The 26,698-nt window shown below is 44.2% G+C and carries 18 protein-coding genes and 1 pseudogene; 6 read left to right on the top strand and 13 right to left on the bottom strand.

The genetic code is table 11. The features are described 5' to 3' along the window. The first annotated feature begins 17 nt into the window (after positions 1–17). From C400_RS0101105 to C400_RS0101090, 4 genes are all read left to right on the top strand, one after another. On the top strand, positions 18–1,109 hold the full coding sequence (locus C400_RS0101105; protein ID WP_017425702.1) for a glycosyltransferase family 2 protein: 1,092 nt from the start codon (positions 18–20) through the stop codon (positions 1,107–1,109). A 3-nt stretch (positions 1,110–1,112) separates the two neighbouring features. Further along, entirely contained in the window at positions 1,113–1,535 is a 423-nt protein-coding gene (locus tag C400_RS0101100; protein WP_017425701.1) for a GtrA family protein, read from the top strand. Then, positions 1,532–2,413, top strand: coding sequence for a UTP--glucose-1-phosphate uridylyltransferase GalU (galU, locus tag C400_RS0101095; protein ID WP_017425700.1), 882 nt, complete (start codon positions 1,532–1,534; stop codon positions 2,411–2,413). Before C400_RS0101100 ends, galU begins: the two co-directional genes overlap by 4 nt. 141 nt (positions 2,414–2,554) lie before the next feature. Continuing rightward, on the top strand, positions 2,555–3,382 hold the full coding sequence (locus tag C400_RS0101090; protein ID WP_017425699.1) for a class I SAM-dependent methyltransferase: 828 nt from the start codon (positions 2,555–2,557) through the stop codon (positions 3,380–3,382). Positions 3,383–3,549: 167 nt separating this feature from the next. Here C400_RS0101090 and C400_RS0101085 read toward each other — a convergent pair whose 3' ends face one another. From C400_RS0101085 to C400_RS0101025, 13 genes and pseudogenes are all read right to left on the bottom strand, one after another. Further along, positions 3,550–4,296 carry a glycerophosphodiester phosphodiesterase gene (locus C400_RS0101085; RefSeq protein ID WP_017425698.1) on the bottom strand — a complete coding sequence of 249 codons (747 nt, stop codon included), beginning with the start codon at positions 4,294–4,296 and terminating at the stop codon, positions 3,550–3,552. 90 nt (positions 4,297–4,386) lie between these two features. Next, on the bottom strand, positions 4,387–5,448 hold the full coding sequence (locus C400_RS0101080; protein ID WP_017425697.1) for a hypothetical protein: 1,062 nt from the start codon (positions 5,446–5,448) through the stop codon (positions 4,387–4,389). A gap of 23 nt (positions 5,449–5,471) precedes the next feature. Next, complete coding sequence (locus C400_RS0101075; RefSeq protein WP_017425696.1) at positions 5,472–7,367, bottom strand: HSP90 family protein; 1,896 nt, start codon at positions 7,365–7,367, stop codon at positions 5,472–5,474. A 414-nt stretch (positions 7,368–7,781) separates the two neighbouring features. Beyond that, positions 7,782–9,297 (bottom strand): annotated as a pseudogene (gene arfA, locus C400_RS0101070) (arabinosylfuranosidase ArfA). A 343-nt stretch (positions 9,298–9,640) separates the two neighbouring features. Continuing rightward, a complete protein-coding gene (locus C400_RS27260; protein ID WP_017425695.1) occupies positions 9,641–9,952 on the bottom strand; it encodes a hypothetical protein in 312 nt (103 codons plus the stop codon). Between the two features lie 673 nt (positions 9,953–10,625). Continuing rightward, positions 10,626–12,473: an ABC transporter ATP-binding protein gene (locus C400_RS0101060; RefSeq protein ID WP_017425694.1), complete on the bottom strand. Its 1,848-nt coding sequence runs from the start codon at positions 12,471–12,473 to the stop codon at positions 10,626–10,628. A gap of 66 nt (positions 12,474–12,539) precedes the next feature. Next, positions 12,540–13,391 (bottom strand): hypothetical protein, encoded by an 852-nt coding sequence (locus tag C400_RS0101055; RefSeq protein ID WP_232795292.1) that lies wholly within the window; start codon positions 13,389–13,391, stop codon positions 12,540–12,542. 291 nt (positions 13,392–13,682) lie between these two features. After that, positions 13,683–14,372: a hypothetical protein gene (locus tag C400_RS0101050; RefSeq protein WP_017425692.1), complete on the bottom strand. Its 690-nt coding sequence runs from the start codon at positions 14,370–14,372 to the stop codon at positions 13,683–13,685. Between the two features lie 4 nt (positions 14,373–14,376). Continuing rightward, positions 14,377–15,264: an ABC transporter ATP-binding protein gene (locus C400_RS0101045; protein WP_044788282.1), complete on the bottom strand. Its 888-nt coding sequence runs from the start codon at positions 15,262–15,264 to the stop codon at positions 14,377–14,379. Then, positions 15,245–16,666, bottom strand: a complete 1,422-nt coding sequence (gene papB, locus C400_RS0101040; protein WP_017425690.1) for a PapB family radical SAM/SPASM ranthipeptide maturase — start codon at positions 16,664–16,666, stop codon at positions 15,245–15,247. Before papB ends, C400_RS0101045 begins: the two co-directional genes overlap by 20 nt. 709 nt (positions 16,667–17,375) lie before the next feature. Next, complete coding sequence (locus C400_RS0101035; RefSeq protein WP_013368987.1) at positions 17,376–18,230, bottom strand: carbohydrate ABC transporter permease; 855 nt, start codon at positions 18,228–18,230, stop codon at positions 17,376–17,378. Positions 18,231–18,248: 18 nt separating this feature from the next. Next, complete coding sequence (locus C400_RS0101030; protein WP_016820227.1) at positions 18,249–19,133, bottom strand: carbohydrate ABC transporter permease; 885 nt, start codon at positions 19,131–19,133, stop codon at positions 18,249–18,251. 36 nt (positions 19,134–19,169) lie between these two features. Next, positions 19,170–20,423 carry an extracellular solute-binding protein gene (locus tag C400_RS0101025; RefSeq protein ID WP_017425689.1) on the bottom strand — a complete coding sequence of 418 codons (1,254 nt, stop codon included), beginning with the start codon at positions 20,421–20,423 and terminating at the stop codon, positions 19,170–19,172. A gap of 572 nt (positions 20,424–20,995) precedes the next feature. Between C400_RS0101025 and bglX the strand changes: the two genes are divergently transcribed. Both bglX and C400_RS0101015 read left to right on the top strand, forming a co-directional pair. Further along, on the top strand, positions 20,996–23,170 hold the full coding sequence (gene bglX / locus C400_RS0101020; RefSeq protein WP_017425688.1) for a beta-glucosidase BglX: 2,175 nt from the start codon (positions 20,996–20,998) through the stop codon (positions 23,168–23,170). A gap of 13 nt (positions 23,171–23,183) precedes the next feature. After that, on the top strand, positions 23,184–26,624 hold the full coding sequence (locus C400_RS0101015; RefSeq protein WP_017425687.1) for a GH36-type glycosyl hydrolase domain-containing protein: 3,441 nt from the start codon (positions 23,184–23,186) through the stop codon (positions 26,622–26,624). Positions 26,625–26,698 lie beyond the last annotated feature (74 nt).

Genomic DNA, 26,698 nt, shown 5'->3' with positions numbered 1-26,698 from the left:
ATGAGGAGGAACTACGAATGAGTGAACCTATCCGTTATTCCATAGTTATTCCAATGTACAACGAGGAAGCCGTTATTACGGAAACCTATCGGAGGCTGAAACAAGTCATGGGCTCAATGGGAGAGCCCTACGAGCTAATCTTCGTCAATGATGGAAGTTCGGACCGCAGCGTCCAGCTTATTAAGGAATTCAGTCTCAGAGATGATACGATTGTATTGATTGATTTCTCACGCAACTTTGGTCATCAGCTAGCTATTACCGCCGGGATGGATTATGCGGTGGGAGAGGCGGTCGTCGTCATTGACGCCGACCTCCAGGACCCGCCGGAACTGATCGTTGAGATGGCTAACAAGTGGAAGGAAGGCTATGAAGTCGTCTACGCCAAACGGCTCAAACGCAATGGCGAAACTCGCTTCAAGAAATGGTCTGCCAGCCTCTTCTACCGCGTTCTTAAAGCATCAACGGATATTAATATCCCGGTTGACACCGGGGACTTCCGCCTAATGGATCGCAAGGTCATAGATGAATTGAAACGACTGCCGGAAAATAACCGATTCGTACGCGGCCTGGTCAGTTGGATCGGTTTTAAACAAACCGCTGTTGAATATGAGCGCGATGAGCGGCTCGCAGGCGAAACCAAGTATCCGCTAAAACGCATGATCAAGCTCAGTCTCGACGGGATCACATCCTTTTCGATTAAGCCGCTCAAGCTGGCAGGGTATATCGGCGCACTTCTGTCCATGTCCGGCTTCCTGTATCTGATGTATGTATTGTTTCTTAATCTTTTCACCGATTCCTATGTGATGAAAGGCTGGTCATCCATGATTAGCATCAGCCTGATCTTCGACGGGGTGATTCTGATTATCCTCGGTATTATGGGTGAATATATTGGACGGATTTATGACGAAACCAAAGCGCGTCCACTCTACATTGTCCGTGAGCGTCTGGGTGGACAATACGATAACGGTCCGACGCATGCTATGAAGGTTCCTGAACAGCGCGACTCCCTGTACATGCAAGGAGCCCGTGACAGCCTGATTTCGGGTGGACGCACAGTACGCGGCAACAGCGCGGTATATACTGGACCCAAATCCGGTCATAGAGCCTAACCTATGAAAAGTCGCATGGCCCAGCTGCTTCCTATGATCCGATTTGGCATCGTAGGTCTGGTGAATACGGGTGTAGATTATATCATTTTCATGCTGCTGGCTTGGACCGGAGTGCCGGTCGTGGTGGCGCAGATCATTTCGTACAGCTGCGGCACAGCCAACAGTTATATTTTGAACAGCAAATGGACATTCAGCAAACAACAAGCTAACAACACAAACAAAGGTCAATTACTCAAATTTATCGCCATCAACCTCATCGTATTGGGGATAACCTCTTTATTGCTGCAAGTGCTTCACACTGAAACCGAGCTGCCGCTTGCTTTAGGCAAGCTGATCGCCACTGCAACCGGAATGATCATCAATTATATCGGGAACCGATACTGGGTGTTCGGTTCCCCATCCCGAAAGGAAAGTGAGTCCCTATGAGAAAAATTACAAAAGCCGTTATTCCTGCCGCCGGTTTAGGTACCCGTTTTTTGCCAGCTACGAAAGCTTTACCGAAAGAAATGCTTCCCATCGTAGACAAACCAGCGATTCAATATATCGTAGAAGAAGCCATCAAGTCCGGAATTGAGAGCATCATTATCGTTACGGGGCGTAATAAAAAAGCCATCGAAGACCATTTTGACAAGTCCGTAGAGCTGGAGCAAGTACTGGAGAGCAAGGGTAAATATGATCTCCTGCGTGAAGTACAAAGCATCGGGGGCAAAGCAGTCATTCACTATATCCGTCAAAAAGAACCCCTAGGGTTGGGGCACGCGGTACGCTGCGCCCGTCAGTTCATTGGCGATGAACCCTTCGCCGTGTTACTGGGCGATGATATTATGAATTCCTCCACTCCGGCGATTCGTCAAATGATGGATGTTTACGAAGCCACTGGCAAGCAAGTGGTCGGCGTGCGTACAGTGGAAGAACAGGATGTAAGTAAATACGGCATTATTGACTCTATCCGCCAGAATGGTCTTATTCATGAAGTCGGCGGGCTTGTTGAAAAACCCGCTCCAGCAGATGCTCCTTCGCGACAGGCCGTCATTGGTCGCTATGTATTGGAGCCTTCTATTTTCTCCATATTAGAGAACATGTCGACTGGAGCGGGCGGTGAATACCAATTGACAGATGCTCTGCATCAAGTAGCATTGCAGAACCAACTGCTCGCATTGGAGCTGGAGGGCACACGCTATGATATTGGTGATAAAGCCGGCTATCTGGAGGCGGTGCTCCACATGGGCATGCAGCGCGAAGATTTGCGTCCAATGCTTGACTCCATGATGCGTGAGTGGGCGCTTGCTTCAATGATAAAATAGGAGACTTTCCTCCACCGAAATCCGATGATGTTGTGAAAACACAAAAGTAGCTGGTTAAGCACATAAACTTGTACAATGTAAGAGTACAGAACATCGGAATTTGTTCGGTCGCCCGGCCGAAGCTAAGGAGGAAAAGACCCTATGATTCCTGAGGGAAATCTGCAAAGTAATGTGGATCGTTTCAATGGCTTTGCCGACAACTACGATCAGCACCGTCCAGAAGCGCCATCACTCGTGGTGGAAATCATCAGCCGCTATCTGGATCGGAACGTAGAGCTAGTTGCCGATATTGGCTGCGGTACCGGACTTTCAACTTTCATATGGAAAGACAGCGCTCAGCGAATCGTCGGCATCGAGCCTAACCCGGACATGAGAGGAATAGCGCAGCGCAAGCTGGAGAGAGCAGGAACGACAATGGCAGGAGCTATTTCCTTCGAGAGCGGGTTCTCCAACAACCTGCCCTTTGAGGACAGCACTGTGGACGTCATTACCTGCTCTCAATCCTTTCACTGGATGGACCCCGAGAGTACGCTTCAGGAAGCAGGCAGGGTCTTGGCTCAAGGCGGTGTGTTTGCGGCCTTTGACTGTGACTGGCCTCCAGTGCTGCAATGGCAGATAGAGCAAGCTTATACAGAGCTTATCACCAAAGCGGATGGCGTTTTGGAACAGGAAGCGCCAGTAGAGCAACGAGCTCATAAATGGAGTAAAGATCAGCATCTAGCTAATCTGCACCGCAGCGGACAATTTCGCTATACTCGGGAGATTGTCTTCCACAATCGTGAGCAATGTGACGCTGCTCGTTATACTGGGCTCGCTCTTAGCCAAGGGGGCATTCAGAGTCTTTTCAAACTTGGCAATCGAACACTTGATGACGATATAGCTCGCTTCGTGAAGCTGGTAGAGAATCATTTTGAAGGCAGAACACTGGATATCCTGTTCAGCTATCGTATGAGACTTGGCATCAAATAGAACGGGATCAAAATTGTCGTGATCATATTCTCTTCGGCTCAAGCAAAAAAAGACTCTCCTTGTCTCGTGAAAGCGAGTACGTAGGAGAGTCTTTTTTCATTCAATACATTTCTACTACTATTTCCGTACAATCTCTAGTAGTAGTGTAGTTTTGCTGCGCCTTCCTCTTAAGAAGAGTGGACAGCTAGAATGTGCGCCAAACGATCTGGGTAGTCTGTAATGATGCCGTTCACTCCAGCCTCCAGCAGACGTTCCATTTCTTCCGGCTCATTCACCGTCCATGGGTGGTAGACGACACCTAATGCCAAGGCCTCAGACACAGCTTCTGGTGTAACCACTTGCTTATAGGCATGAAGTGCTGTAACCCCGAATTGGGTTGCATATTCCGATGGGCGAACCATAATTTCAATATATAGCGCTCCCGTCTTGATCTCAGGGGCTATCTGCGCACAGAGCGCGAGCGATTCGTGATTGAAGCTGGATAAGATCACCCGCTCTTCCAATCCGAAACGCTTCACAGCGGCAATAACCTCTTCCTCCATCCCTGGATAGAGATGAACGCTATTTTTCAATTCCAGATTAATAATGGTATCCGAGGACTGGGCCAGTTCCAATAACTCATCCAGCATCGGTACCCGCTCGCCTCGGAATTTCTCATCAAACCAACTGCCTGCGTCCAGTTTATTTAATTCTTCCAGCGTGATATCTCTTACATCTAGTGGACAGCCTGTCGTGCGCTCCAGCGACTCATCGTGAATTAGCACCAAATGCCCATCTTGGGTACGCTGCACATCCGTTTCAATACCTGTTGCCCCCAGTTCCAACGCGTGGCGGAAAGCCGCCATCGTATTTTCAGGACATACCCCCGAAGCTCCGCGATGTGCAAAATTAATCACCTTCTGGGTCATAGTCACGATCTAATCCCTCCTGTCATTTCAAACAAGAACATTGTACTCGTTCATTGTTTGGGCTGTATAAAATATTTGCCACAGCTACCTGTTCTTCTACACTGGTTGAACGATCCTCCCGATCCAATCCGAATAAAATGTATTCCCATTCCGTCGATCAAATTCGGCTGCTGCTGACTCTGCCAGAGGTTTAAAATATGCGATGATCTCTTCTAACGTACGTTCCTGTTTGCCCCATTCAAAAGACGCAGGCATCCGAATCAAACGAAGTTTGCTCGAAGTATCCAGCTTTTGCAGCAACCCCACCATCGCTGCGTAAAAATACATTTGCTCCAATCCGCTCTCATAGTCCAATGCGATGTGCAAATGACGTTCCACCACTCCGATGCCTTCAATCGGATTTGCAACCGTCAAATACTCAATATGCTCTGCGATCGTTTTCAGGAAGTCACGGTCATCACGCACCAGGCGATAGCCTTTGCGATACTGCTCCTTCGCCTGATCAACCTCGCCTTGACGATACAGCGGCAATAGCACCTGCGAGAGCGTCACATGCGGTACTTCTGCACATCTCATCCGTCCCGATAAAATCGGTTTTGCCACGGCAAGCGCCTGCTCGTCTTCCCCGGTCAAATAATAGAAGCGCACCATCTGGCTCTGCTCACAGGCTTCACAATCACTCATACTGTCTGGCTCAATCACGCGGAACATATCCAGATACCGCCGTGCTTCATCCAGTTCCCCCATGTCCATCGCGATGCGGAACTTATAATAGTAATATGGACGCTCATTATACCCGTATTCGGCATAACGTCTGCGCATATCCTCCACCAAATCTTCGATTTGAGTCTTCGATATATTGGAAAAGCTGCACACCTTCCCGAGTATCCATTTGTAGTTCCACAACAGCTCAACGGGGTCGTACTCCTCTGGATTTTGGTCAAATTGACCCAGCTGCCATGAAAAAGCAATCAGTGATTTCAATGGATATCCGTTAAAAATAGCACAATCTACAATCTCTCCCCGAATTTCATAAGCGAGCTCCTTCAAACCTGAAGTATCCGCCAAGCGAACAGCCTCTTCCAGAATCGCCAGCTTCGCCGCCCCTCCGGGCATATCCTGCGCCTGCTCCATCAATTCATATATCGTCTCTTCCATTTGAATCCTCCTTTATTACGCAATTACGTATTCTGTCCGTTCCCTAATCCCCAATTGATAAAATGCAGCACACTCCGGTTCATCAGTTCCAGCTCACTGCGGTTCATCGGATAGTGACCCATCATAAGTGCATTCACATACATCATTTCTGTGGCAGCCGTAATCATCTGTGTATCAGTAGCTTCAAAAATTCGCGCCACTACCGGGTTGTTGAAATTAAAATACAAGGTCGAGTAGCCCGCGTTCTGCTGGACTCCCGCTTTTAGACTATCTAGCACATTGGAAAAAAGTGAAGTTGTCTCTTCAACTGTGTGTTCCATGGAGCGCAAGGTTAGTGCATCCTGTGAAATGGTGTAAAGCACAGGCAAGCTCGCAGGCTCAAAACGCTTCAACTCAGCACGGCAACGCATTGGCTGCAATGCAGCATCCATCACACGCAACACACCGTAATACTTTGTGTGCTCTTCCTGCGTCAGTCCGGTAAATGATAAAGATACATCCTCAGGGCTGAGCCGCTCTGTTTGCAGGGTAGCGTCGATCCAGTGCAGCTTATCCAAAATTTCTGCATCATAGATATATCCGCCATTGATCACCAGCATCGATTGCGCTGCCGCCACATGCGTAATCTGGCGATACTCATCCACGGTCGCCGTGTAATAGAGCGGACGTCCGCCCGCCTCTCGGATCAGTTCACTCAGCTCGCGCCGCCCAAATGTACTTTCGAAGGAAAACCAGCGATGCATAATCCGCAGAAACTCATCATCCTCAACCGCGAGCGCCTTCATGGACAGCTCATGCAAACGAATCCAGTGCTGCAAGCGGTCTGGCTCATATTCCGCCATGCGTAGCAGTTCTTCGCGAATACAGGTCCCCAATTCAGAACGAACCGCATCAAGCTGCTCATTTTCATAAAAATATTCACGTGATGCCGTTGGTTGCAATTCATCTGTCCAAATCAGGCTTTTAATGAAAAATGCCCATTCTGGCAATACATTTTCCGCTTTGTCAGACACGAGCATATGCTTCAGATACACCCGATGCAGCCGCTTGCTGTTCAGATTAACACTGCGAGGCAAAATGAATGCAATCCCGCCTGTTCTACCCGATGCTGTCCGCAGTGGTATAAAATCACTGAAGCGCTCACCCATCAGACGATAGCCTAAATCCAGCACCTCACCGCGGCGGCTCCGTAATTGTTCCGGGTCTTGCATCCAGCTTGTCGATGGAAGATTGACCTGCTTGGTCTCCCCGTCTACAGACAGCAGGACAGGATAGGGCAGCAAGGCTCCATAATAAAATAAAGAATCTTTCACCTGAGCTGGCTCATAATAAAACTCGCTCCCTGGCTTGCAGCGCAAATAAATTTGCGTCCCTGTAGGCAATTGGGTCTCTAATCGACGAATTGTATATGTCCCATCCGGCTTCCCTTTCCATTCCATAGAGACGCCTTCCTTCACCGAACGGGTCAGTACTACAATCTCATCGCTCACCATAAAACAAGACAGTAAACCAATCCCAAAACGCCCGATAAATGAAGTCTCCGAGGTCAGCAAGTCAGCTCCCTTCTTGGAAGACTGCCCGATGATCGACAGAAACCGATGAATGTCTTCTTCAGACAATCCAATCCCATTATCCTGAATCATCAATACCTGCTGGTCCCCGGCACCGGATAGCTCCACGATGACTTTGCCTTCATAGTCGTTACTCTCAAAAGCTGTATCTCCAAGAGTATTGTCTTCTTTCAATGGTTTACTTTCAGCAGCAGCCTTCCCCAGCTCCTTGCGAGCTGTGATCGCATCTGTTGCATTTTGCAGTATTTCACGTATAAACACTCGTGGACTGCTATATAAATGATTGGCCAAAATATCAATCATGCCGCCCAAATTCACTTGAAAACGATATTCGTCCGTTTGACTCATAGAGATCATTCCTTTCTCGAAATGCTACAGCCATCTTTTTTTTAAAATAGCTATCTTTTAAAGTATAACGTGGATTCAAGTCGGATTACACACCCTCGTTTCAGATATCAATTCATTGACAACGGTATAACAGGGTCTTTTTTCACCCGGGAATGTCGGACCTGGGTCTAATTAACTTCACAAAAATGAATGAAGCACGAACACTTAGTGAATAAGGATCATCTTTGCCTAGTTAAATTTAGGAATAAACATAATATTTATTAAAATTATCCCTTCCTTTCGGGCACTAGATCGATGGAGGGACAAATGACTCATTTTATACAAAAAGCCCGCATTCCTGCTCTTGTAGTAGCCTTACAAGAGAGAATGCGGGCTGATTAGGCATAGCCTAGTGCGTTCCTTTTAGAAAGAGAATTAATGAGACTTAGCAAGACGGATCACGTTCCACGAGGCTTTACCCAAATGGGCTTTTATAATTCCGTCTTCAAGCTTGGCATTGCCACCGTTATGAGGTGTAACCTTTTCACCAGCTGGGCTGTTGGTCGCTTTGAGATCATCATGCTCCAGCACAGTATGCTCGACAATGCGGTAACCCTCAAAACTGCGTACATCTACCGTCAGCTCCAGCGATTCAGACAAGTGACGGTTTACTGCAAAGACCGTCAGCGCATCTCCCTCTTCATCATAAACCACAGCACTATCCAGATAAGGAATATCTGTAAAGTCCTTGGAGTCGTATTTTTCGGAGTCCACTACAGGCATCAGCGATATCCCACGACCATAACGGGAGGCATGCAGATACGGATAGAAGATCGTTTGCTTCCACGCTTTTCCGTTATTTTCGGTCATGATTGGTGCAATAACGTTGACCAGTTGAGCCATACAAGCCATTTTTACACGGTCTGCGTGACGCAGGAACGTAATCAACATGCTGCCGACCAACAATGCATCTTCAAAATTGTAAATATCCTCAAGCTGCGGTGGTGCCACAGACCATGGATCAATTTTTTTTGTCCGCATCATTGGAGTGGTACCACACATTCCATTCGTCAAAGCTGAGCATCATTTTTTTCTTGCTGCGTTTCTTCGCTTTGATATAATCACAAGTCGAAATGACTGTACGAATAAAATGATCCAGGTCCATAGAACGTGCCAGATAATTAGCCGTATCATTGTCATGGTTGCCGTAGTATTGGTGCAGGGAAATATAGTCAGCTACCTCATACGTATGATCCAGTGTGGTTGCCTCCCATTCCGGGAACGTCGGCATCGTGGAACTGGAACTCCCACAGGATACAAGTTCAATGTCAGGGTCAATCAGCCTCATAGCTTTTGCAGATTCTACAGCCAGACGACCATATTCCTCTGCTGTCTTGTGACCAATCTGCCATGGACCGTCCATTTCATTGCCAAGACACCAGGTCTTAATCTTATGTGGCTGCTCTACACCGTGACTACGACGTAAATCACTCCAATAGGAGCCCCCTGGATGGTTGCAATATTCCACCAGATTACGCGCCGCATCGATTCCACGCGTACCCAGATTCACCGCCATCATTACTTCGGAGCCAACATCCTGGGCCCATTTAAAAAATTCATTCGTCCCTACTTCATTCGGTTCGACCGTTCTCCACGCCAGTTCTAACTGTCTAGGTCTGGATGCGACAGGGCCAACGCCGTCCTCCCAATTGTAACCGGATACAAAATTACCGCCCGGATAGCGTATAATAGGAACATCTAGTTCTTTTACCAGTTCTTTAACATCATTACGGAAACCGCTTTCATCACTAGTTGAATGAGTAGGCTCATAAATACCACCATATACAGCACGCCCGAGGTGCTCTACAAAAGAACCATAAATGCGTTTATCGACTTCAGCAATACGAAAAGACTTGTCTACGATCATCTTTGCTTTTACAGCTGCTGCCACCTAAACCATCCTCTCTGAATGCGAAAATAAAATTTGTTGTACCTAAAGCTAACAAGCCATTTTATTAACGCTTTCAATATAACACACCATAATCACTATGGTCAACATTATTATTAAATACTTAATATATATATTAAGTATTTAATAATAAAAGATAAGCATTTGGTTACGTATTTCTAAACACTTCATTTTATAAACAAATCTATTTAGCGAATAGCCTCTTTACTAAATAATAATAGTCCTATTGATCGTTTTATTAGAGTAAACGAAGGTTCTTCTTCGAACGATACTGTTTGTCAGAAAGCACCCTCCTAATTGGTGTACCATATACATAATAGCCCGATCAAACTGCGATATTAATCTTCACACCTGCAATCTTAGCTTCGTCTTTAGCCGAATTCACATAAGCATTGAGTTCTTGTTCAGTCCACACCCTACCAACCTCTATACTTGATTCTTTCTCATCCTTTGGTTCATCTCCATCTATTATCGTCGGTTCCTTATTCACTGCTTTACTAATGCACTCGTTGATATTCGAGGCAATCGCCATAATTTCCTCATTAAGACCTTCTGCCTTCTCACGCAAAGCAGTTGATCTTGAAGGGTTAGTGTTCTCCCAACCCTTTGCTTCGCTTCCTAATGTAATTTGTGCCATTTTGGTGATTTCGGGATTCTTCAGCTGGTTGTTTGCTTATACAATACTATGCATCGTATAAGTAATGAGACTTTGCTTATGCTCCTCTGCAGTCTGGTGCGTATATTGTTCCTTCTTATCTTCCTGAGCTTCTTTTTTGCCATTCCAAACGCTGCGGCTTGTCTATACTCTTCCTTTCAGCCTGAGGGGGGAGGGAATGCCGTAGTTCAAGTTGGTTGTTATCTGAGGTGTGGAACGGCGATTGGTGAGATGATGTAAAAGATACATTCATCTTAAAACCACCATTTCTCTTCTAAATAATAATACTAGAGGTATATCGGATTTTTTGTATGTTTTTGTATATTTTATCATCGTTATTCATAAATTCTTCATTCCTTTTTGACTGTTAAGCAGTCCTTTATCGTCTATCAATTTGTTATATGTAAGCAGCCTCTCCCAATATAACGCTGTATATGTCCTTCCTCGCTGACAAATATAATATTTCAGTTACGGCGACAACGACCCGGAACTACAGACTAAAAAGAAAAATTCCTACATTATCCCATCAATATTGTCTAACTCATATAGGAAATGTCCAATGGGAAGCTCCGCTTTTTTATTATAGTCTACTTCTCATAAGGTAAAAAACAATTCTGTTCGCAGTCCCACTAATTACCGGAATCTCATTACACAGTTAGCGTACATCATTAATAACTAGCGCTTTCTGGAATGTATTAATTTCGTCAGAAAATAAATTATAGTAAAATCCTCTACTTTCAATTAGTTCTTGGTGGGTTCCTTCTTCTACAATCTGACCCTTTTCCATAACTAAAATTTTATCTGCATATAAAACAGAGGTATAACGATGAGAAATGTAGAGGCAAAGCCTGTCAATAACAAAATTTCGAAATTGGCGAAATAGTTGTTTTTCTGATTCTGGATCAAGAAATGAACTTGGCTCATCTAACACATAAACGTCAGCATCTTTGAAGAGCGCTCTCGATATAGCTATCTTTTGCCACTGCCCTCCTGAAAGCTGTATACCCCCTTCGAAGTTTCTTCCTAGCTGTTGTTCTAATTGATTAGGCAAATCTCGTATTACCGAATCTACTCCTGTATGTTGTGCCGATTCCCATATCCTAGTATCAAGTTCAAGATCTCCTATACTGCCAAAACCTATGTTTTCTCTTACTGAAAAATCAAATTGGACAAAATCTTGAAATATAACACCTACTTTCTTGTAAAGCATTTCTTTATTGTAATTTCGAATCGAGATAGAATTGATTAAAATATCTCCTTCAAAGTCTTCATATAACCCCGTTAAAAGTTTTATCACTGTTGTTTTCCCTGATCCATTCCTGCCCACTAGAGCAAGAGGTTCACCACGCTTCATTTTAAAACTTATATCTTTGAGAGCTAATTCTTTTTGATCTGGGTAGGCAAATGAAACATTTTTAAATTCTATGCATTCTATTGTTGAATCAACACATATACCTGATTCTCTTAGTAACATACTAGAATTCTCTTGTTTTTCTTTTATGTTAAAAAAAGCGAATAATTCATCCAGATACAGATTATGATCACACAATGAAATCAATCCTTGAGATACCGTGTTAATATTTTGATTAGTTAATAATACTGCTTGAACTAATGCATAAACACTGCCAACAAGTAATTTTTCTTTCCATGTTATTTGTATAATCATGATCAAAGCTATGGCTATAACTAATGTACTTATCACTTGAAATGATAAGTATAAAGTGATACGTTTTTTGGCTAAATGCTTATCCTCTTTATAGAAAACATCAAAAATGCTCTTATATCTTGCCGTTAAATAGTCACTAAGTTGATACAATACGATTTCTTTAAAAGACTTGTCATTAGTGAGCAAATAATTAATATACCTAGATTTGCGTTGTAAAGGAGCACGTTTCTTTTTAGCTATATACTGAATTTGTGTGAACCTCAGTAAAGAATAAAAGGATGCTAGGGGAGAAAGAATGAGAATAAGTAAAATCCACCATCTGAACGCTAGTAAAATGGCAATACTAGAGCATAGTGTAACCATGGAACTTAACAAATTAATGAGTTCTTTATAGATCTGGATAGGTCTATCTATCGAGTCGTTCTGAACTCTTTTGAGCTGATTATGTACTTGCGGGTTTTCAAAATCCGAAAGATTAAATTTTGATGTTTGTTGTACTATCAATGTTTGTAATTGGTTTATCAGAGTAATTTGGAACAGTTTATCAGAATATTCAATTAAACTTGAAATGAGCAGACCACAAAACATCACAAGAACTAAAGGGTACACTGTGCTTATTTGAAGCATATGCGATAATGGTCTTGTTTCTATTTCAGAAACCAAATACTGTATGGAAAGGAGATTGGCAATCGGGAGTATTCCTTTTAAAAGATAACCAATGATGATGATAATAAAATAGATAGGTTTTGTATTCCATAACAACCTAGTTAATTTCGGCCAATATTGGAATGAATGAAATATAGCTCTTATATTCAAATGGTCTACCTCACGTTCCATTCATTCCATCCCTTTCTTTTATATCCACTATTATTGGTTCTTCACGAATTCTCGTTATTTCAGCTTTCAATCTCCCTGAATTGTATAGACACTTCCAGGATTTTTTCTGCGAACTTCCACAATAATATTACTTTTGACGCGCCTAAATGCGTCCACTTGCTCATTGGAGAAGTGAGTTGATTGCGGCAAAATGTAATCAATCCACTTACTCGCCCAATCCATTCCGAAATTAAACTCTAAAAGCTTATTTGAATAAATATTGATTTGAAGTTTATTATGATTTTGAACTATTATTTTCGGCTCGAACGATGACATGGAGTGTATTCGGGTGATTTCCAAGGTATAGCGAACCGGGTGTGTCCCATTTTTCTTAGCCACTTGATACAGCGTTTCGAAAAGGGTGGCAAATTGCCTCGCCTGATACAAACTAATTCCCTTATACTCTACTTGTGTTTGCCCCACAGTTATTTTTTGAAACGACGATGTCTGTACATTCTCATTAAATAGCCTCTCATATCCCCATACGCCCATCAATATACTACAAGCAAGGACTGTACTAATCCAAGGGATTATAGACTTTTTGCCGCCTCCACGCCGACTGGATAACATTGTGCCTAATCCGTAAAATAATAAACTACAGCCTAAGAGTCCAAAAAGATTTCGCCAGTTGACCATATAGGGGTTGAATATATTCACTATAGGAGATATGTAACGTAACTTTTCATTAAAAGACCAGGAAACTAAACCTATAGGAAGGTAAAAAGCAATGAGAAAAGTAAAGGCTAACCCATAATGCTTTACTACCTGCCCCAGGAAGAGACCCAACATCGATGAAAAAACACTAGAAAAAAATACAATGAGAACCAAATTCCATAGTGAAACATCAGCGAATGATTTCCATAAAAGTCCTACCATCATGAGCAAGAGAGGAAACGAAAGAATTAAAGAAACATAAAGCTGGTAAGCGATTAGACGGTAATTAGGAAAGACAGAAATATATATATACGGTTCTGTATGATTACGATTGTGTATACTCGCAATCTGTAAAGAAAAAAAAAGCTACAAATAACAAGTTAACACTATAAGTTATTGCAATACCTTCATTCATTATTAAATTGAATAAAAGAACCACACTAAAGGAAACGAGCAAGGTTACTGCTTGTTCTCTTCGAAATAAAAGCTGTAGCCAGAAACGAACTATAATTCCATTCATCCTTGTACCCTCGCCATCCATAGATGATTACTGACTTTCATCAATACCCATATAAGCAAAAATAGGAATACTCGCCCAAAAGAAAACGACTGTGTGAAGAAATTGGAAATAATCCAATCCGGATTAAACCAGATTGAAATGTAAGGAAAGTTGATAGTAATACTGATTAGAAGGTAAACGAGCATCACAATGTTCACATACAGTTGTTTACGTAAGACCAAGTTCAATATGACGGTAATTTGAACAGAATACCCCATAGTTGCTACACCTGCTGCTGTTAGCTGAAGCAGTATCAAGAATGGAGCCTTACTATGAGTCGTCCATTGAACTACACCAATCATAGCTAAAGCGACAAATTGAAATAAGCAAACCACTCCCCATAATACACAGCTCTTACAATAAAAATATTGGGCTCCTTTAAGTAATTTAGGCATAATAACAGAAGAGATCATTTTTTGCTTCTCACTATCATAAAGAACAGAATACATTAACGGCATTAGTAATATGGTAAAGAACATTTGTCCATGATGCAAAAATATCCATAACTCATTATTCTTATTCCCTGCTCCTAGATATAAAAATAAAGGAATTAAAAAACAAGAGAACGTTAGTGCTATAAAAAACACTACACTTTTTTTCATAAGCAAAACTTCAAATTGAACTAGGGCTCTGGTTACTTGTCCCATTCTGCTAACTCTCCTCCGAATCAGAAATGTACAGATACGCATCCTCAAGATTAGCCGTTTCAGGTGTGACTTCTGTACAACAATCTGGAGGGTAGTTACACAATAATCGAGCCTGAATTCTTCCTTCCTTTCGCACAATGGAAGTGATTCGAGCTTGTTGGTTTAATTGTTCCAATTGACGCTTGCCAACATCAACCAACCATACTTTACCCTCAACAGTTCGAATCATATCGTCTATAGCCCCTTGGTACAGACAACGACCTTCTTTTAAAACGAGTAGTTTGTCACATGTGCTTGAAACGTCAGGGACAATATGAGTAGATAACAATATAATCCGGTCTTCTCCATAATTCTGAAGCAAGTTTCGAAAAGCAATTCGTTCTTTGGGGTCCAGTCCAACCGTAGGCTCATCTACAATTAACAACTTAGGCTGTCCTAACATAGCTTGAGCAATTCCTAAGCGCTGCTTCATTCCCCCAGACAAATGTTTTATTTTTTTATGAACTTGATCGATAAGTCCTACCTCAATTAATCGCTGTGATGTCTCCTCTTGAATATGATGTTTACCTTGAATACCTTTTAAAGCTGCAAAATAGTTCATGGATTCCAAAATAGTCACATTTGGAAAGAAATCAAAATGCTGCGGCAAGTAACCCAGTAAAGAACGAATAGCATCAGGTTCTTTTTTCAAAGAATGTCCGAATATTTCAACTTTCCCTCGGTCGAATCTAAGTAAAGTGGCAAGAATTTTCATTAAAGTGGTCTTACCCGCCCCATTGTCTCCAAGCAGTCCGAATATACCATTATCAATGTGAAAATGAAGCTCGTTAAGTACTTGGTGAGAACCATACGACTTACTTAAAGCTTGAATATCAATTGTCAAATGAGGCATCCTCCAATAGTTGCTCTCGCTGCTGCTTAGCTGAGAACAGGTTTGTCTTGTCTTCTTTAGTTAATCGTAAATACAACTTCATACAATCCATTATTGCACTACGAGTAAAGTTACAGTATTTATCCACTGGCTCATTAATCGAACCGCTAAGCACCATATTTTCTTGAGGACAACCTCCACCACATAGATTCTTAGCCCAACATTCTCCGCATACAGTTCTCTTCTCTAAACGCATCTCACTAAGCATGCCACTCTTCTTTCTTACATCCATCCCTTCCCTCACATTCCCTAAAGAATAATCCTTTACATTAACAAATCGTTGACAGGGATAAAGATTACCGTGCACATCAACGGCAAGCATATGCGAGACTGCTCCACAAAAATAATCTCGCTTAGAAGAAGAATGAATCATCTGCAAATATTTTAGAATGTTCGATATTTGACGTGCTTCCCCATATTTTTTGGCCTGAAGCAAAGATTCAAAATGAACAACCAATTTGGTGAATTCTTGTGCATACTTCTCAAAGTCTTCCTCACTAAGCATCTCAACTGCAGGATACATCGCAACATGGCGGATACCAATCCCCATTAAATGTGTAAGTGTATGTGTTATATCCAATTGTACTGATGAAATCGTAGCTCTTGCTGTTATGGCACCCTTTTTTCTTAAACTTTCTGTTCTATTTAAAATGATTTCATAGGTACCTTTTCTGTTCTGATAATATCGATTGAAATCGTGCGTCATTTGATCACCGTCTAGACTTATCTGAATAGAAACATGATGATCTAATAAAAAGTTTTCAATTTCTTTGGAAATCAAGGTACCGTTCGTTGTCATACTATATGTAACACGTTTATTTGATTTTTCTAGTTTTAGCTTAGTGTAGGCTACAACTTCTTTAATAACTTCAATGTTCAGAAGTGGCTCCCCTCCAAAAAAGCAAATATTCAGTTCTTCTTCTTCGCCAGAATGATTAAACAGATAATCAACTGCTTTTAATGCGGTCTCTGTGTCCATCCTCCCTCGATCATTATACTCTCCGTCTCCTCCATAACAGTAAGAGCATCTTAGATTACACTCTTGAACCAGCATAAGGACTATAGACGATAGACTTACTTGCTCATCATTGCAACTTTTAGATTCCTTTTGAATAGGCAAATCTTTATTATATATAACCGATGCTTCCTTCAGACTGGCTAATAACCTATCTATCTCTTCTCTACTAGAACGATATTTAAGTAATTCATATATTTCTTCAATGCTCTTACCTTCGCTATTACATATATCTACTACGACATCATCAATCTGAAAAAGCCCATTTGTTTTTATATTGTATAAGTATAACTTTTCATTTTGTTCTATGATTTTGACGGGATTTTTTTTAAATGGAGCACTAATCACTATTGATCATCCTCTCAAAGTTACAAAATAGGGGGAAGTCCAAGAAGATTAGTTCCCAGACCTCCTAATTGACTACCTGTGTTTGAAAGTCCTATCGTTGCGAGCTTTACTTCAATTAATCGCTATCATTATTAGTACACCAATGACCACTTTCTTTGCTACAAAACCAATCGGTAGCATCACAACCTACACAACGATCACGTGTATCACAAAGAACACACGTCATAGGGGAAACACTTCCTTCAGCTGCTTGGTTAATAGGATCGAACAATTTGAATCACCCCATTTTTTTGTATTTTTTTATTTCATTTCCAAGATAATCATTTTCCTATTGCACTTCAATACTTTTTTTTAAAATAATTATATAAAATTTGTTAACATATTATTTTTGAAATATATTCAATTAAATATAATAAAAGTATAATTTTCTTTGCCAAAAAAACTATTCGTTGTTTATGTAATGCATGTCTTAAAGATTCTAGAGGTCGGAACTTTTATTCACCTTCGTAACACGCAATCTTTGAATTCTAAATCTTCGTTCTCCCGTTTTCATATATAAACAAAACCTGATGCAGCCTCTTAGAAATGAATGTGACTAGCCAGGTTTTCTAATTTTTCTATAAAACAAGATCACAAAAAACGGAGGGCTTCTTTTTCTAAGAAGTCCTCCGTTTTTGTGTTTTTATCATTTTACATACCTATTATACCCCTACTTAATTCCCGAAATTGTATAATTCTCGATAATATACTTTTGGAAAATAATGAAGATAATCATAATCGGAACGACCATAAAGGTCGAACCCGCCATTTGCAGGGCAAATTGACTTTCGTTCTGTCCCTTGAGCAGTGATAAACCTACGGACAAGGTGTACAGCTTCTCATCGTTCGCAATAATGAGCGGCCATAAGAAGCTGTTCCATCCACCGATGAAGGTCAGGATCGCCTGTACCGCAATAATCGGCGTCGAAATGGGCAGCACGATTTGTAAAAAAGTGCGGAACTCCCCTGCTCCATCAAGTCGTGTCGCCTCCAGCAGTTCTTCCGGGATATCGGACATGAACTGCCGGAAGAGGAAGATCGCGAACGCGCCCACCAATCCAGGAAGCACAATCCCCAGCATGGAATTGGTCAACCCCATCTGGTTTAGAATCAAATAGACGGGAATCATCGTCACTTGACCTGGAATCATCATGGTTGCCAGCACCAGATAGAACAGGAAACCTTTGCCCTTAAACTGAAATTTGGCAAAACCATAACCCGCCATAGCGTTAAGGAATAATCCGAAGAAGGAAGCTAGGACAATGATCAGCGTATTCGTCAGGTAGGTTCCAAACGCCATGCTATCGAATAGGATTTTAAAATTATCCAGTGTAAAATGCTCCGGCCAGATGGTTGGAGGAATTTTGGTTACCTCGCCCTCTGTCTTAAAGGAGGATAAAATCATCCACGCAAAAGGCAGCACCATCAACAGACCTCCCACAGTCAGGAGAATCGCCACGAACCATTGAAATGTTTTTTCACCACTGCGCGTATTGGCGCGGGCTTGCTGAACAGCTGTTTTCACGCTCATCACCTCTCTCTATCAGGACTCCGCTTTATTTTGCAAACGGAACTGAATCAGCGTTACCGCGATGATCGCGAAGAACAGAATGAACGATCCCGCCGCGGCATACCCGAATTTACTAAATTGGAAGCCGTTATTGTAAATGAACAAGGATGCCGTCAGCGTACCGTCCAGCGGTTTCCCTTTGGTCATGACAAAAGGTTCCTCGAAAAATTGCAGCCAGCCGATCATCGTCGTGATGGACACGAAGAAAATAGCGTAACGAAGCTGCGGCAGCGTAATATAACGAATTTGCTGCCATGTATTGGCCCCGTCAAGCTGGGCCGCTTCATAATAAGAGCCTGGAATGCCTTTAATAGCCGCAATAAAAATAATCATGTTTAAACCGATGCCCCGCCAAACCGCTAACACAATCAGCGAAATTTTCGCTACTGTTGGATCGGTCAGCCATGGGACGGGACCTAAATTCACCAGACCAAGTACGTAGTTGAATAACCCAAGCGTCGGATTATACAGATAGCTCCAAACCACTGCGACCGCAACCACATTCGTTACGGACGGCAGATAGAACACGACGCGGAATACTTTGAAAGCACGTGATTTACCCATGTTAATCAGAATCGCGATGCTGAGTGAAAATATCAGCACCAGCGGAACGCCAATGATAACAAAGAACAACGTATTCCCAATGGACTTCAAAAAGGAAGGGTCCAAAAGCACGTTCGTGTAATTTTCCAATCCTATAAAGCGAATACTTTCATAATTAACGAGTCCGGACAGATCCATATCCGTGAAGCTGATCACGAGCGCCAGTAGTATCGGCAATAACGAAAACAGCGTTAACAGGATGATGGAGGGACCGATAAACAAGTATGGCGCAAGCTTCTGCGAGCTTCCTTTCATGCCTTCACTCCCTTTGACAATGACGGATATGGATCATTATTTTTTCATTATACTTGCAGCCTGCTGATTAAAGTCATCCATTTCCTTCTGTACATCGGCATGACCGCGGTAAATACGCTCAAAGCTCTTGATGAATTGTTGAGAAACCTCTTCCCATGCAGCCAGTTGCGGCAATGCTGCGGAATGATCCAGCTGTTTGCGAATCGTCAGAAGCATCGGATCACTCTTCAGTTTGGCATCTTCCCACGATTTAGTAGTCGCAGGCAAGTTACTGGACAGCTCCATCCATTTCAGTTGTGTTTCTGGTTTGCTCATGTAAGCCAGGAATTTGGCCGACTCCTCTGGGTGCTTGCTGAATTTCATAATTGAAAGGTTAGCTCCACCCAAAACGGATAGGTTGTTTACTTTGCCAGGAAGCTCCGCAATATTCCACTTGCCTTCCAGTTCTGGTGCCTTGCTCTTGATTTCTTTAATCATGAAAGGACCGCTGATAAACATTGGAACGATCCCCTCGCCTTGCAAACCTTGAACGGAATCAATTCCAATATCCACTGCGTTAGAGCCATTTTGGAAAAAGGTATTTACATACTTCACAGCATCTACAAACGGTGCTTGGTTGAATAGCGGATTGCCCTGCTCGTCAACCAGCTTGGAACCGTTCTGGAGAGCAAACATAAAGCCCATGGACTGCTCCTTTGCACTAAAGGAGATACCATATTTGCCTTTACCCCGAGCCGCTAGTTTTTGAGCAGCATCGGACAGTTCCTCCCACGTTTTAGGTGCTTCATTGTATCCAACCTGTTTCAGTAGGTCCGAACGATAGAATAAAACTCGCGTTTCAGTGTACCAAGGTACGGCGACCGGTTTAGCTTCAAATTGAGCCGTACTCACAGCGCCCTTGAAGAAATTTTTCGCTTCAAGCTCAGGGTATTTGCTGATGTAAGGCGTGATGTCTGTTAGTGCACCCGCAGATGCTAATTCCGGCACCCATGATGTACCGAGCTGGACAACATCTGGACCTGATTTTGAGGCAACCGCCGTGAGCAATTTGTCGTGAGCGTTATCCCAAGGCAACGCCTGTACATCAACGTGAATATCTGGATTTTCTTTTTCAAAATCTTTTACAATTTCAGGCAGCAACTTCCCTTCCGCTCCCATTCCCCACATGGTGATGGTCGTCTTGCCATTTGCATCTTTGCCCGACGAATCATCGTTGGATGAACAGCCTACCAACGCACCCCCCAGTAATAAGGTGCTTGCCAAAATGATCCCCAATGTTCTTTTCATCATACGAATTCCTCCCGAGATGATCAGTTTACCGATCATGCAATATGATAACGGATTCAAGCACATGAATTTTGCAAAAATTCAATAAGCGACTTCCAATGTCCAAATATTGCAATTTGGAGCGACTGAAATCGAATTTTGCAAAATCCTGATACATGCAAATACATAGCAGTTAAAGCATACCGTTATAACAATTATGTTTAAAGCCTAAGGACCATACTCATCAATAGAAACGTTTCGATAGTCATTATAGAACAAATTGAAACCGTATTCAATAGGGATATTATTTTTTATTTACTTGGAATCGCACCTCTTTTTCATTTATTTCAATCTTTATTACGCTATTTGTCCTATAAAAAACCCCCGTTTTGCATTTGACTCTCTATTTGGAAGCGTATATAATCCAACTGAGTCCAACAATAGAAACGTTTCGATTAATAATACAACAGAAGATTATGCTTCTATACTAGCTATTAGCCTGTTCAGCACTTTTTTGAATCAACTTTATCCAAAAAATCTCATGAATCTGAAAAAGAGAGCTGTTTTACCAACCATACAGCTTACGGAGGATTATGATGGAACAACACCTGAATTCCTATTTACAAAACATGACTCTTGAAGAAAAAGTTGACCAACTGCTTCAGCTTGTGGGTGGCTTTTTTGAAGAAGCGGGTACAGAGGGCCAAATTACTGGGCCTATGGCTTCTCTCGGCATCACAGAGCAAACGGTTCACAACGTTGGTTCCGTGCTCGGCCTTGCAGGAGCCCAGGAAGCAATTCGTGTTCAGCAGGCTCATTTGAGTAAAAACCGTCTGGGTATCCCGCTTTTAATTATGGCAGATATTGTACACGGCTTCAAAACGATTTTCCCTATACCACTGGCTATGGGTTGCTCATGGGATATGGAACTTGCAGAAGAGAGCGCTACTATCGCTGCTCGGGAAGCAGCCGTATCCGGTGTTCACGTCACATTCGCTCCTATGGTCGATCTGGTACGTGACCCACGCTGGGGTCGTGTAATGGAATCTACTGGGGAAGACCCTTATCTCAACAGTCAATTTGCCCGTGCGTTTGTGCGCGGATTTCAGGGTAATGATCTGACGAATGATACCGAGCGGGTAGCCGCATGCGTGAAGCACTTTGCTGCTTATGGAGCCGGTGAAGGCGGACGTGATTACAATACCGTAGATGTATCTGCATGGCAGCTGCGAGAGTATTATCTCCCTTCCTACAAAGCTGCTTTAGATGAAGGCTGCGAAATGGTGATGACGTCCTTCAATACCGTAGAAGGCGTAGCGGCAACGGGCAACAAGCGCCTGATGCGTGATCTGCTTCGTGATGAATGGGGTTTTGACGGTGTACTCATTTCGGATTGGGCCGCGATCAAAGAGCTTATTCCTCACGGCATCGCCGAGGATGAACGGGAGGCAGCAAAAAAAGCATTGCTGGCAGGCGTAGATATTGAAATGATGACCTCCTGCTACAATGGGTACCTGCCTGAGCTGATTCGCAGCGGACAGCTGGATGAAGCGCTCGTTGATGAAGCAGTGATGCGTATATTGAAGCTCAAACAAAAGCTGGGCTTGTTCGAGAATCCGCTACGCGGCGCAGACCCTGAGCGTGAACGTGAAGTGGTATTCTGTGAAGCCCACCGTGCGGTTGCTAAAGAACTAGCCATTAAATCATGCGTGCTGCTCAAAAATGATTCTGTGCTTCCATTGAATCGCAATCAACATATTGCATTGATCGGACCTTTTGCAGAGAGCGGCGATATTCTGGGCTCTTGGTCATGGAGCGGTTCACAAGAGGAAGCCATTCGTGTTGTTGATGGATTCCAATCGAAAATATCCTCCTCGCTGCTCACGGTAGCGGCAGGATGCTCTGTAGACAACATAACAGAGGAGCAATATGCAGAAGCTCTGCATGCTGCCAGTCAAGCAGAGATCATCGTACTAGCGCTTGGCGAGCGCTCAGATATGAGTGGTGAAGCAGGCAGCCGTTCAAATATTCGCCTGCCGCAGGCTCAATTGGAATTGGTGAAACGCCTGAAGACACTGAACAAGCCCATGGTAGCCGTACTGTTTAATGGTCGTCCATTGGATCTGCACGGCGTCATTGAAGAAGCAGACGCTGTACTGGAAGCCTGGTTCCCTGGTGGCGAAGGCGGCGCGGCAATTGCCGATTTGTTATACGGTGATGCTGAACCTACGGGTCGTCTGACGATGTCCTTCCCGCAATCGGTCGGACAGGTGCCAGTGTATTACAATCATTTTAATACTGGACGTCCGCAGTTAGATCCGAACACAACAGAACGCTACGTGTCTCAATATCTAGACGTACCGAACGAACCTTTATTCCCGTTCGGCTATGGCCTGAGCTACACCGATGTAGCCTATGACAGCTTACAACTTTCAGGCGATACTCTTATTCCCGGTCAAGAACTGACCGTTAGAGTGCAGGTAACGAACACAGGAACACGTCCAGTCGAGGAGACCGTTCAGTTCTATGTCCGTGATATCAGCGGTGATACGGTTCGCCCCATGAAGGAACTGAAAGATTTCTGCAAAATCCTGCTTGCCCCAGGCGAAAACCGGGAAGTGGAGTTTACAGTGACCGAGCCTCAGCTGCGGTATCATCATGCAGATTTGAGCTTTGACAGTGACAGCGGTGAATTCGCCGTCTTTACAGGACCTAACAGCCGAGATACTACTGAAGGCCGTTTTCGGTTAGTAAAAGAAACAGGAAAGTGAGGCGTTCCCTTTGATGAATACAAGTCTAGACCAAAATATTTTGCTGCGGGCCGGAGACCTGTCTTTTACCTTCTTAAGCAGCGGTGATGTGTACAAGATCGCTCACGGCTCAACGATGATCAACCAACTGTTGACCAATTCAGTCGATGGTTCCCTGAACAATCTGTACTTGAGACTGTATCGTCCTTCCGGCGTAAGCATCACTCCTCTGCTGGGAGTTCGTTCGCCCGGCGTAATCCGACAAACGGATCAGCAGATTATATGGGAAGGGTTCACTGCCGGTGTAGGCTATCAGGTGACCTTCACACTCAGCCGCCTGGGAGTATGGTTCTGGGATGTAACCCTACAGGGCGATGATGTTGAAGCAGATATTGTGTACGGTCAGGATATCGGCATTGCCGATACCGCTGCTGTGCGCAGTAATGAAGCATATTTGTCTCAATATATTGACCATACTGTCTATCATGATGAACAAAGAGGCTATACCGTTTGCTCACGTCAAAACCAGCCTCAAAGTCAGGCATTCCCATACATTCAACAAGGCTCGTTAACCCGCACTGTTGGTTACTCGACAGACGGATTTCAGTTCTTTGGACTTTCTTACAAGGAAACGAATGAGCCGGAAGCACTGCGCCGCGACACGCTCGCCAATGAAGTGTATCAATACGAATTCGCTTATACAGCGCTGCAATCTGAGCGGGTAAAACTCGCTGGGGAAGCTCGCTTTACGTTTTACGGTCTGTTCCAGCCGAGCCATCCGGCTGCAGTGACGAAGCTGGAGTATCAGGACCTGGTAACCAAAGCACGCGATGAAGTAGCTGCCGTTCTAGCGGACGCTTCTGAGACCAGCATACCAGCACACGCGGCAAGTGATCTTCAGGCAGGGCGTGTGGCCCCAGCTCAAACCATCGGTGAACCGCTGCGCACACTGGACTTGACCGATGCCGAAGTGAATCAGCTTTTCCCGAAACGCCAGGAAGAAGAACGGGATGGCGATACACTACTTTCCTTTTTCACGGATAGCTATGAGCATGTCGTACTCAAATCCAAAGAGCTTCGTGTAGAGCGTCCTCACGGACACATTTTAATGGGTGGGCATTACTCTGGAGGTAAGGAAGAAACCATTACAACCACTTCCTATATGTACGGGGTATTCAATTCCCAGCTCGTGATCGGCAATACGAATTTCAACAAAATGATCACCAACGTGCGTAATGCGCTCAACATTCCTAAGACATCCGGTCAACGTATCTACGTCGGAATTCAAGGAAAATATCGCCTGCTCACCATGCCTTCCCTGTTTGAGATTGGCTTTAATTATGTGCGCTGGTATTACAAAACGGCTGACGATACATTCATTATTACAAACCATACGAATGCTGATAGCCCAGAAGTGCGGCTTCACATGCGCTCGGCAAGTGGTAAAGCCTATCCATTCCTGATCACTCAGCAAATGTGTATGCATGTGAACGAATATGAGCTTCCGTTTCATATGGAACGCGAAGGTGATGACCTGCTCTTTAGAGCTGATTCCGCTTCCCTGAGCGCCGAGGCCTATCCCGACCTGCTTTACCGAATGCACGTAGAGGGCGCTCCATTACAGCATGTGAGCGACGCTCAAGCACTGCTACAGGGTGGAGCCTCTCCTGATGCATCCCTGGTCGTTTTGGAACTGGGCGACAGCAGCGAATGGACCTGCATTGTACAGGGCTGGCTGCATGGCCGCTCGACCGGGAAGGACCGAGCACACAAGGAGCTACACGCCTCCTTTGAAGATGAGCGCGAGCGCTACCGGGAGTATTTTGCCGAGCTTATGAATGGCTTCCATCTGACGCTTGGCCAACAGGAAACCAGCGAGCTATTCCGTGTGAACGCAGTGGCCTGGTGGTACACCCACAACATGCTCGTCCACTACTCTGTGCCTCACGGTCTGGAGCAATATGGCGGTGCGGCCTGGGGGACACGCGATGTATGTCAGGGGCCTGTAGAATACTTCTCGGCTGTGCAGAAGTTTGACGAGGTTCGTTCTATTTTGCTAACTGTATTCAGCCATCAGTATGAAGACAGCGGAAACTGGCCGCAATGGTTTATGTTTGACAACTATACTCACGTGCAGCAAGAAGAAAGCCATGGGGATATTATCGTTTGGCCGCTCAAGGTACTGGGCGATTATTTGACCGCTACCCGTGATTACAGTATTCTGGGAGAAAATGTGCCTTACACCCATCGGCATACTTTCGATTATACCAAGCAGACTGCGACCCTTATGGAACATGCCCTGAAGGAAATCGAATATATTCGAGAGAATTTCCTGCATGATACGTACTTATCGGCTTATGGCGATGGCGATTGGGATGACACCCTCCAGCCAGCCAATGCGCAGCTGAAGCAATACATGGCGAGCAGTTGGACGGTTGCACTCACCTACCAAGTGATTCGTAACTTTGCTGCTGCGTTGGAGCAAGCTCCAGCAAACGTAGTAAGCGAAGCGGATAAGATTGCACAAGATTTACATCAGATGGCGAACGGCATCCGTAAAGACTTCAATCGCTACATGCTGGAGAGCGGAATTATTCCAGGCTTTGTATATATGGAAGAGCCTGGTCAACCCAAGCTCATGCTCCATCCGTCCGACACCGAGACGGGAATCCACTACCGTTTGCTGCCGATGACACGCAGCATGATCAGCCAGTTGCTCACGCCTGAGCAAGCATTGGCTCATGAGCAGCTCATCCGCGAGCAGTTCCTCTGCCCGGATGGTGTGCGTCTGATGAACCGCCCTGCTCAATATGATGGCGGTGTGAGTTCGCACTTCAAGCGCGCAGAGCAAGCGGCCAACTTTGGACGTGAGGTGGGGCTGCAATATGTGCACGCTCATATCCGCTTTGTGGAAGCCATGGCCAAGTTAGGACGCAAGGATGACGCTTGGCACAGCCTGAAGCTCATCAATCCGGTCGGCATCCGTGCAACCGTACCGAATGCCGAATGGCGCCAAAGCAACGCGTATTTCAGCAGCTCGGACGGTAAATTTAACACCCGCTATGAAGCACAGGAACGGTTTGGTGAACTGCGGGAAGGAGCCGTACCCGTCAAGGGTGGCTGGAGAATCTATTCCAGCGGTCCGGGAATCTACATGAATCAGCTCATATCGAATGTCCTTGGTATTCGTCAGTCAGGCGAGGACCTGATCCTGGACCCTGTGCTGCCGGACGATCTCAACGGATTGGAATTTAAATTTTCCTTTGCAGGAAAGCCAATCACCTTCGTCTACCGCATGCTGCAAGAGCATACGAGCGGTGAGCAAGGCCGTGCAGTATTGAACGGTGCCCCTCTGGAAAGTGAGCCAGCCGATGATAATCGCTATCGTTCCGGTGCCTTGCGCATCAAACGTGAGACTTTCGAGCAGGCGTTAGCAGAACATGATGGTGTACACCGTCTGGAGATTATTTTATAAATCGAATGATGCATAAGCAAAATCAGGTATAGGCAACAAAGGAATGGCGATCTTGCGGGATCGCCCTTTGCTGC

Origin of the sequence: Paenibacillus sp. ICGEB2008 (assembly GCF_000307675.1) — a bacterium.
Lineage (GTDB): Bacteria > Bacillota > Bacilli > Paenibacillales > Paenibacillaceae > Paenibacillus > Paenibacillus polymyxa.
Note: the sequence above shows the minus strand (reverse complement) of the source record. Positions and strands in the feature narration are given on the sequence as shown.

What these genes read in the sequence shown, in the direction of transcription:
- C400_RS0101105 (WP_017425702.1), top strand. Translation starts at nt 18, where the DNA reads ATGAGTGAACCTATCCGTTATTCCATAGTTATTCCAATGTACAACGAG.
- C400_RS0101100 (WP_017425701.1), top strand. Translation starts at nt 1,113, where the DNA reads ATGAAAAGTCGCATGGCCCAGCTGCTTCCTATGATCCGATTTGGCATC.
- galU (WP_017425700.1), top strand. Translation starts at nt 1,532, where the DNA reads ATGAGAAAAATTACAAAAGCCGTTATTCCTGCCGCCGGTTTAGGTACC.
- C400_RS0101090 (WP_017425699.1), top strand. Translation starts at nt 2,555, where the DNA reads ATGATTCCTGAGGGAAATCTGCAAAGTAATGTGGATCGTTTCAATGGC.
- C400_RS0101080 (WP_017425697.1), bottom strand. Translation starts at nt 5,448, where the DNA reads ATGGAAGAGACGATATATGAATTGATGGAGCAGGCGCAGGATATGCCC.
- C400_RS0101075 (WP_017425696.1), bottom strand. Translation starts at nt 7,367, where the DNA reads ATGAGTCAAACGGACGAATATCGTTTTCAAGTGAATTTGGGCGGCATG.
- C400_RS27260 (WP_017425695.1), bottom strand. Translation starts at nt 9,952, where the DNA reads ATGGCACAAATTACATTAGGAAGCGAAGCAAAGGGTTGGGAGAACACT.
- C400_RS0101060 (WP_017425694.1), bottom strand. Translation starts at nt 12,473, where the DNA reads ATGGAACGTGAGGTAGACCATTTGAATATAAGAGCTATATTTCATTCA.
- C400_RS0101055 (WP_232795292.1), bottom strand. Translation starts at nt 13,391, where the DNA reads ATGATGGTAGGACTTTTATGGAAATCATTCGCTGATGTTTCACTATGG.
- C400_RS0101050 (WP_017425692.1), bottom strand. Translation starts at nt 14,372, where the DNA reads ATGGGACAAGTAACCAGAGCCCTAGTTCAATTTGAAGTTTTGCTTATG.
- C400_RS0101045 (WP_044788282.1), bottom strand. Translation starts at nt 15,264, where the DNA reads ATGCCTCATTTGACAATTGATATTCAAGCTTTAAGTAAGTCGTATGGT.
- C400_RS0101030 (WP_016820227.1), bottom strand. Translation starts at nt 19,133, where the DNA reads ATGAAAGGAAGCTCGCAGAAGCTTGCGCCATACTTGTTTATCGGTCCC.
- C400_RS0101025 (WP_017425689.1), bottom strand. Translation starts at nt 20,423, where the DNA reads ATGATGAAAAGAACATTGGGGATCATTTTGGCAAGCACCTTATTACTG.
- bglX (WP_017425688.1), top strand. Translation starts at nt 20,996, where the DNA reads ATGGAACAACACCTGAATTCCTATTTACAAAACATGACTCTTGAAGAA.
- C400_RS0101015 (WP_017425687.1), top strand. Translation starts at nt 23,184, where the DNA reads ATGAATACAAGTCTAGACCAAAATATTTTGCTGCGGGCCGGAGACCTG.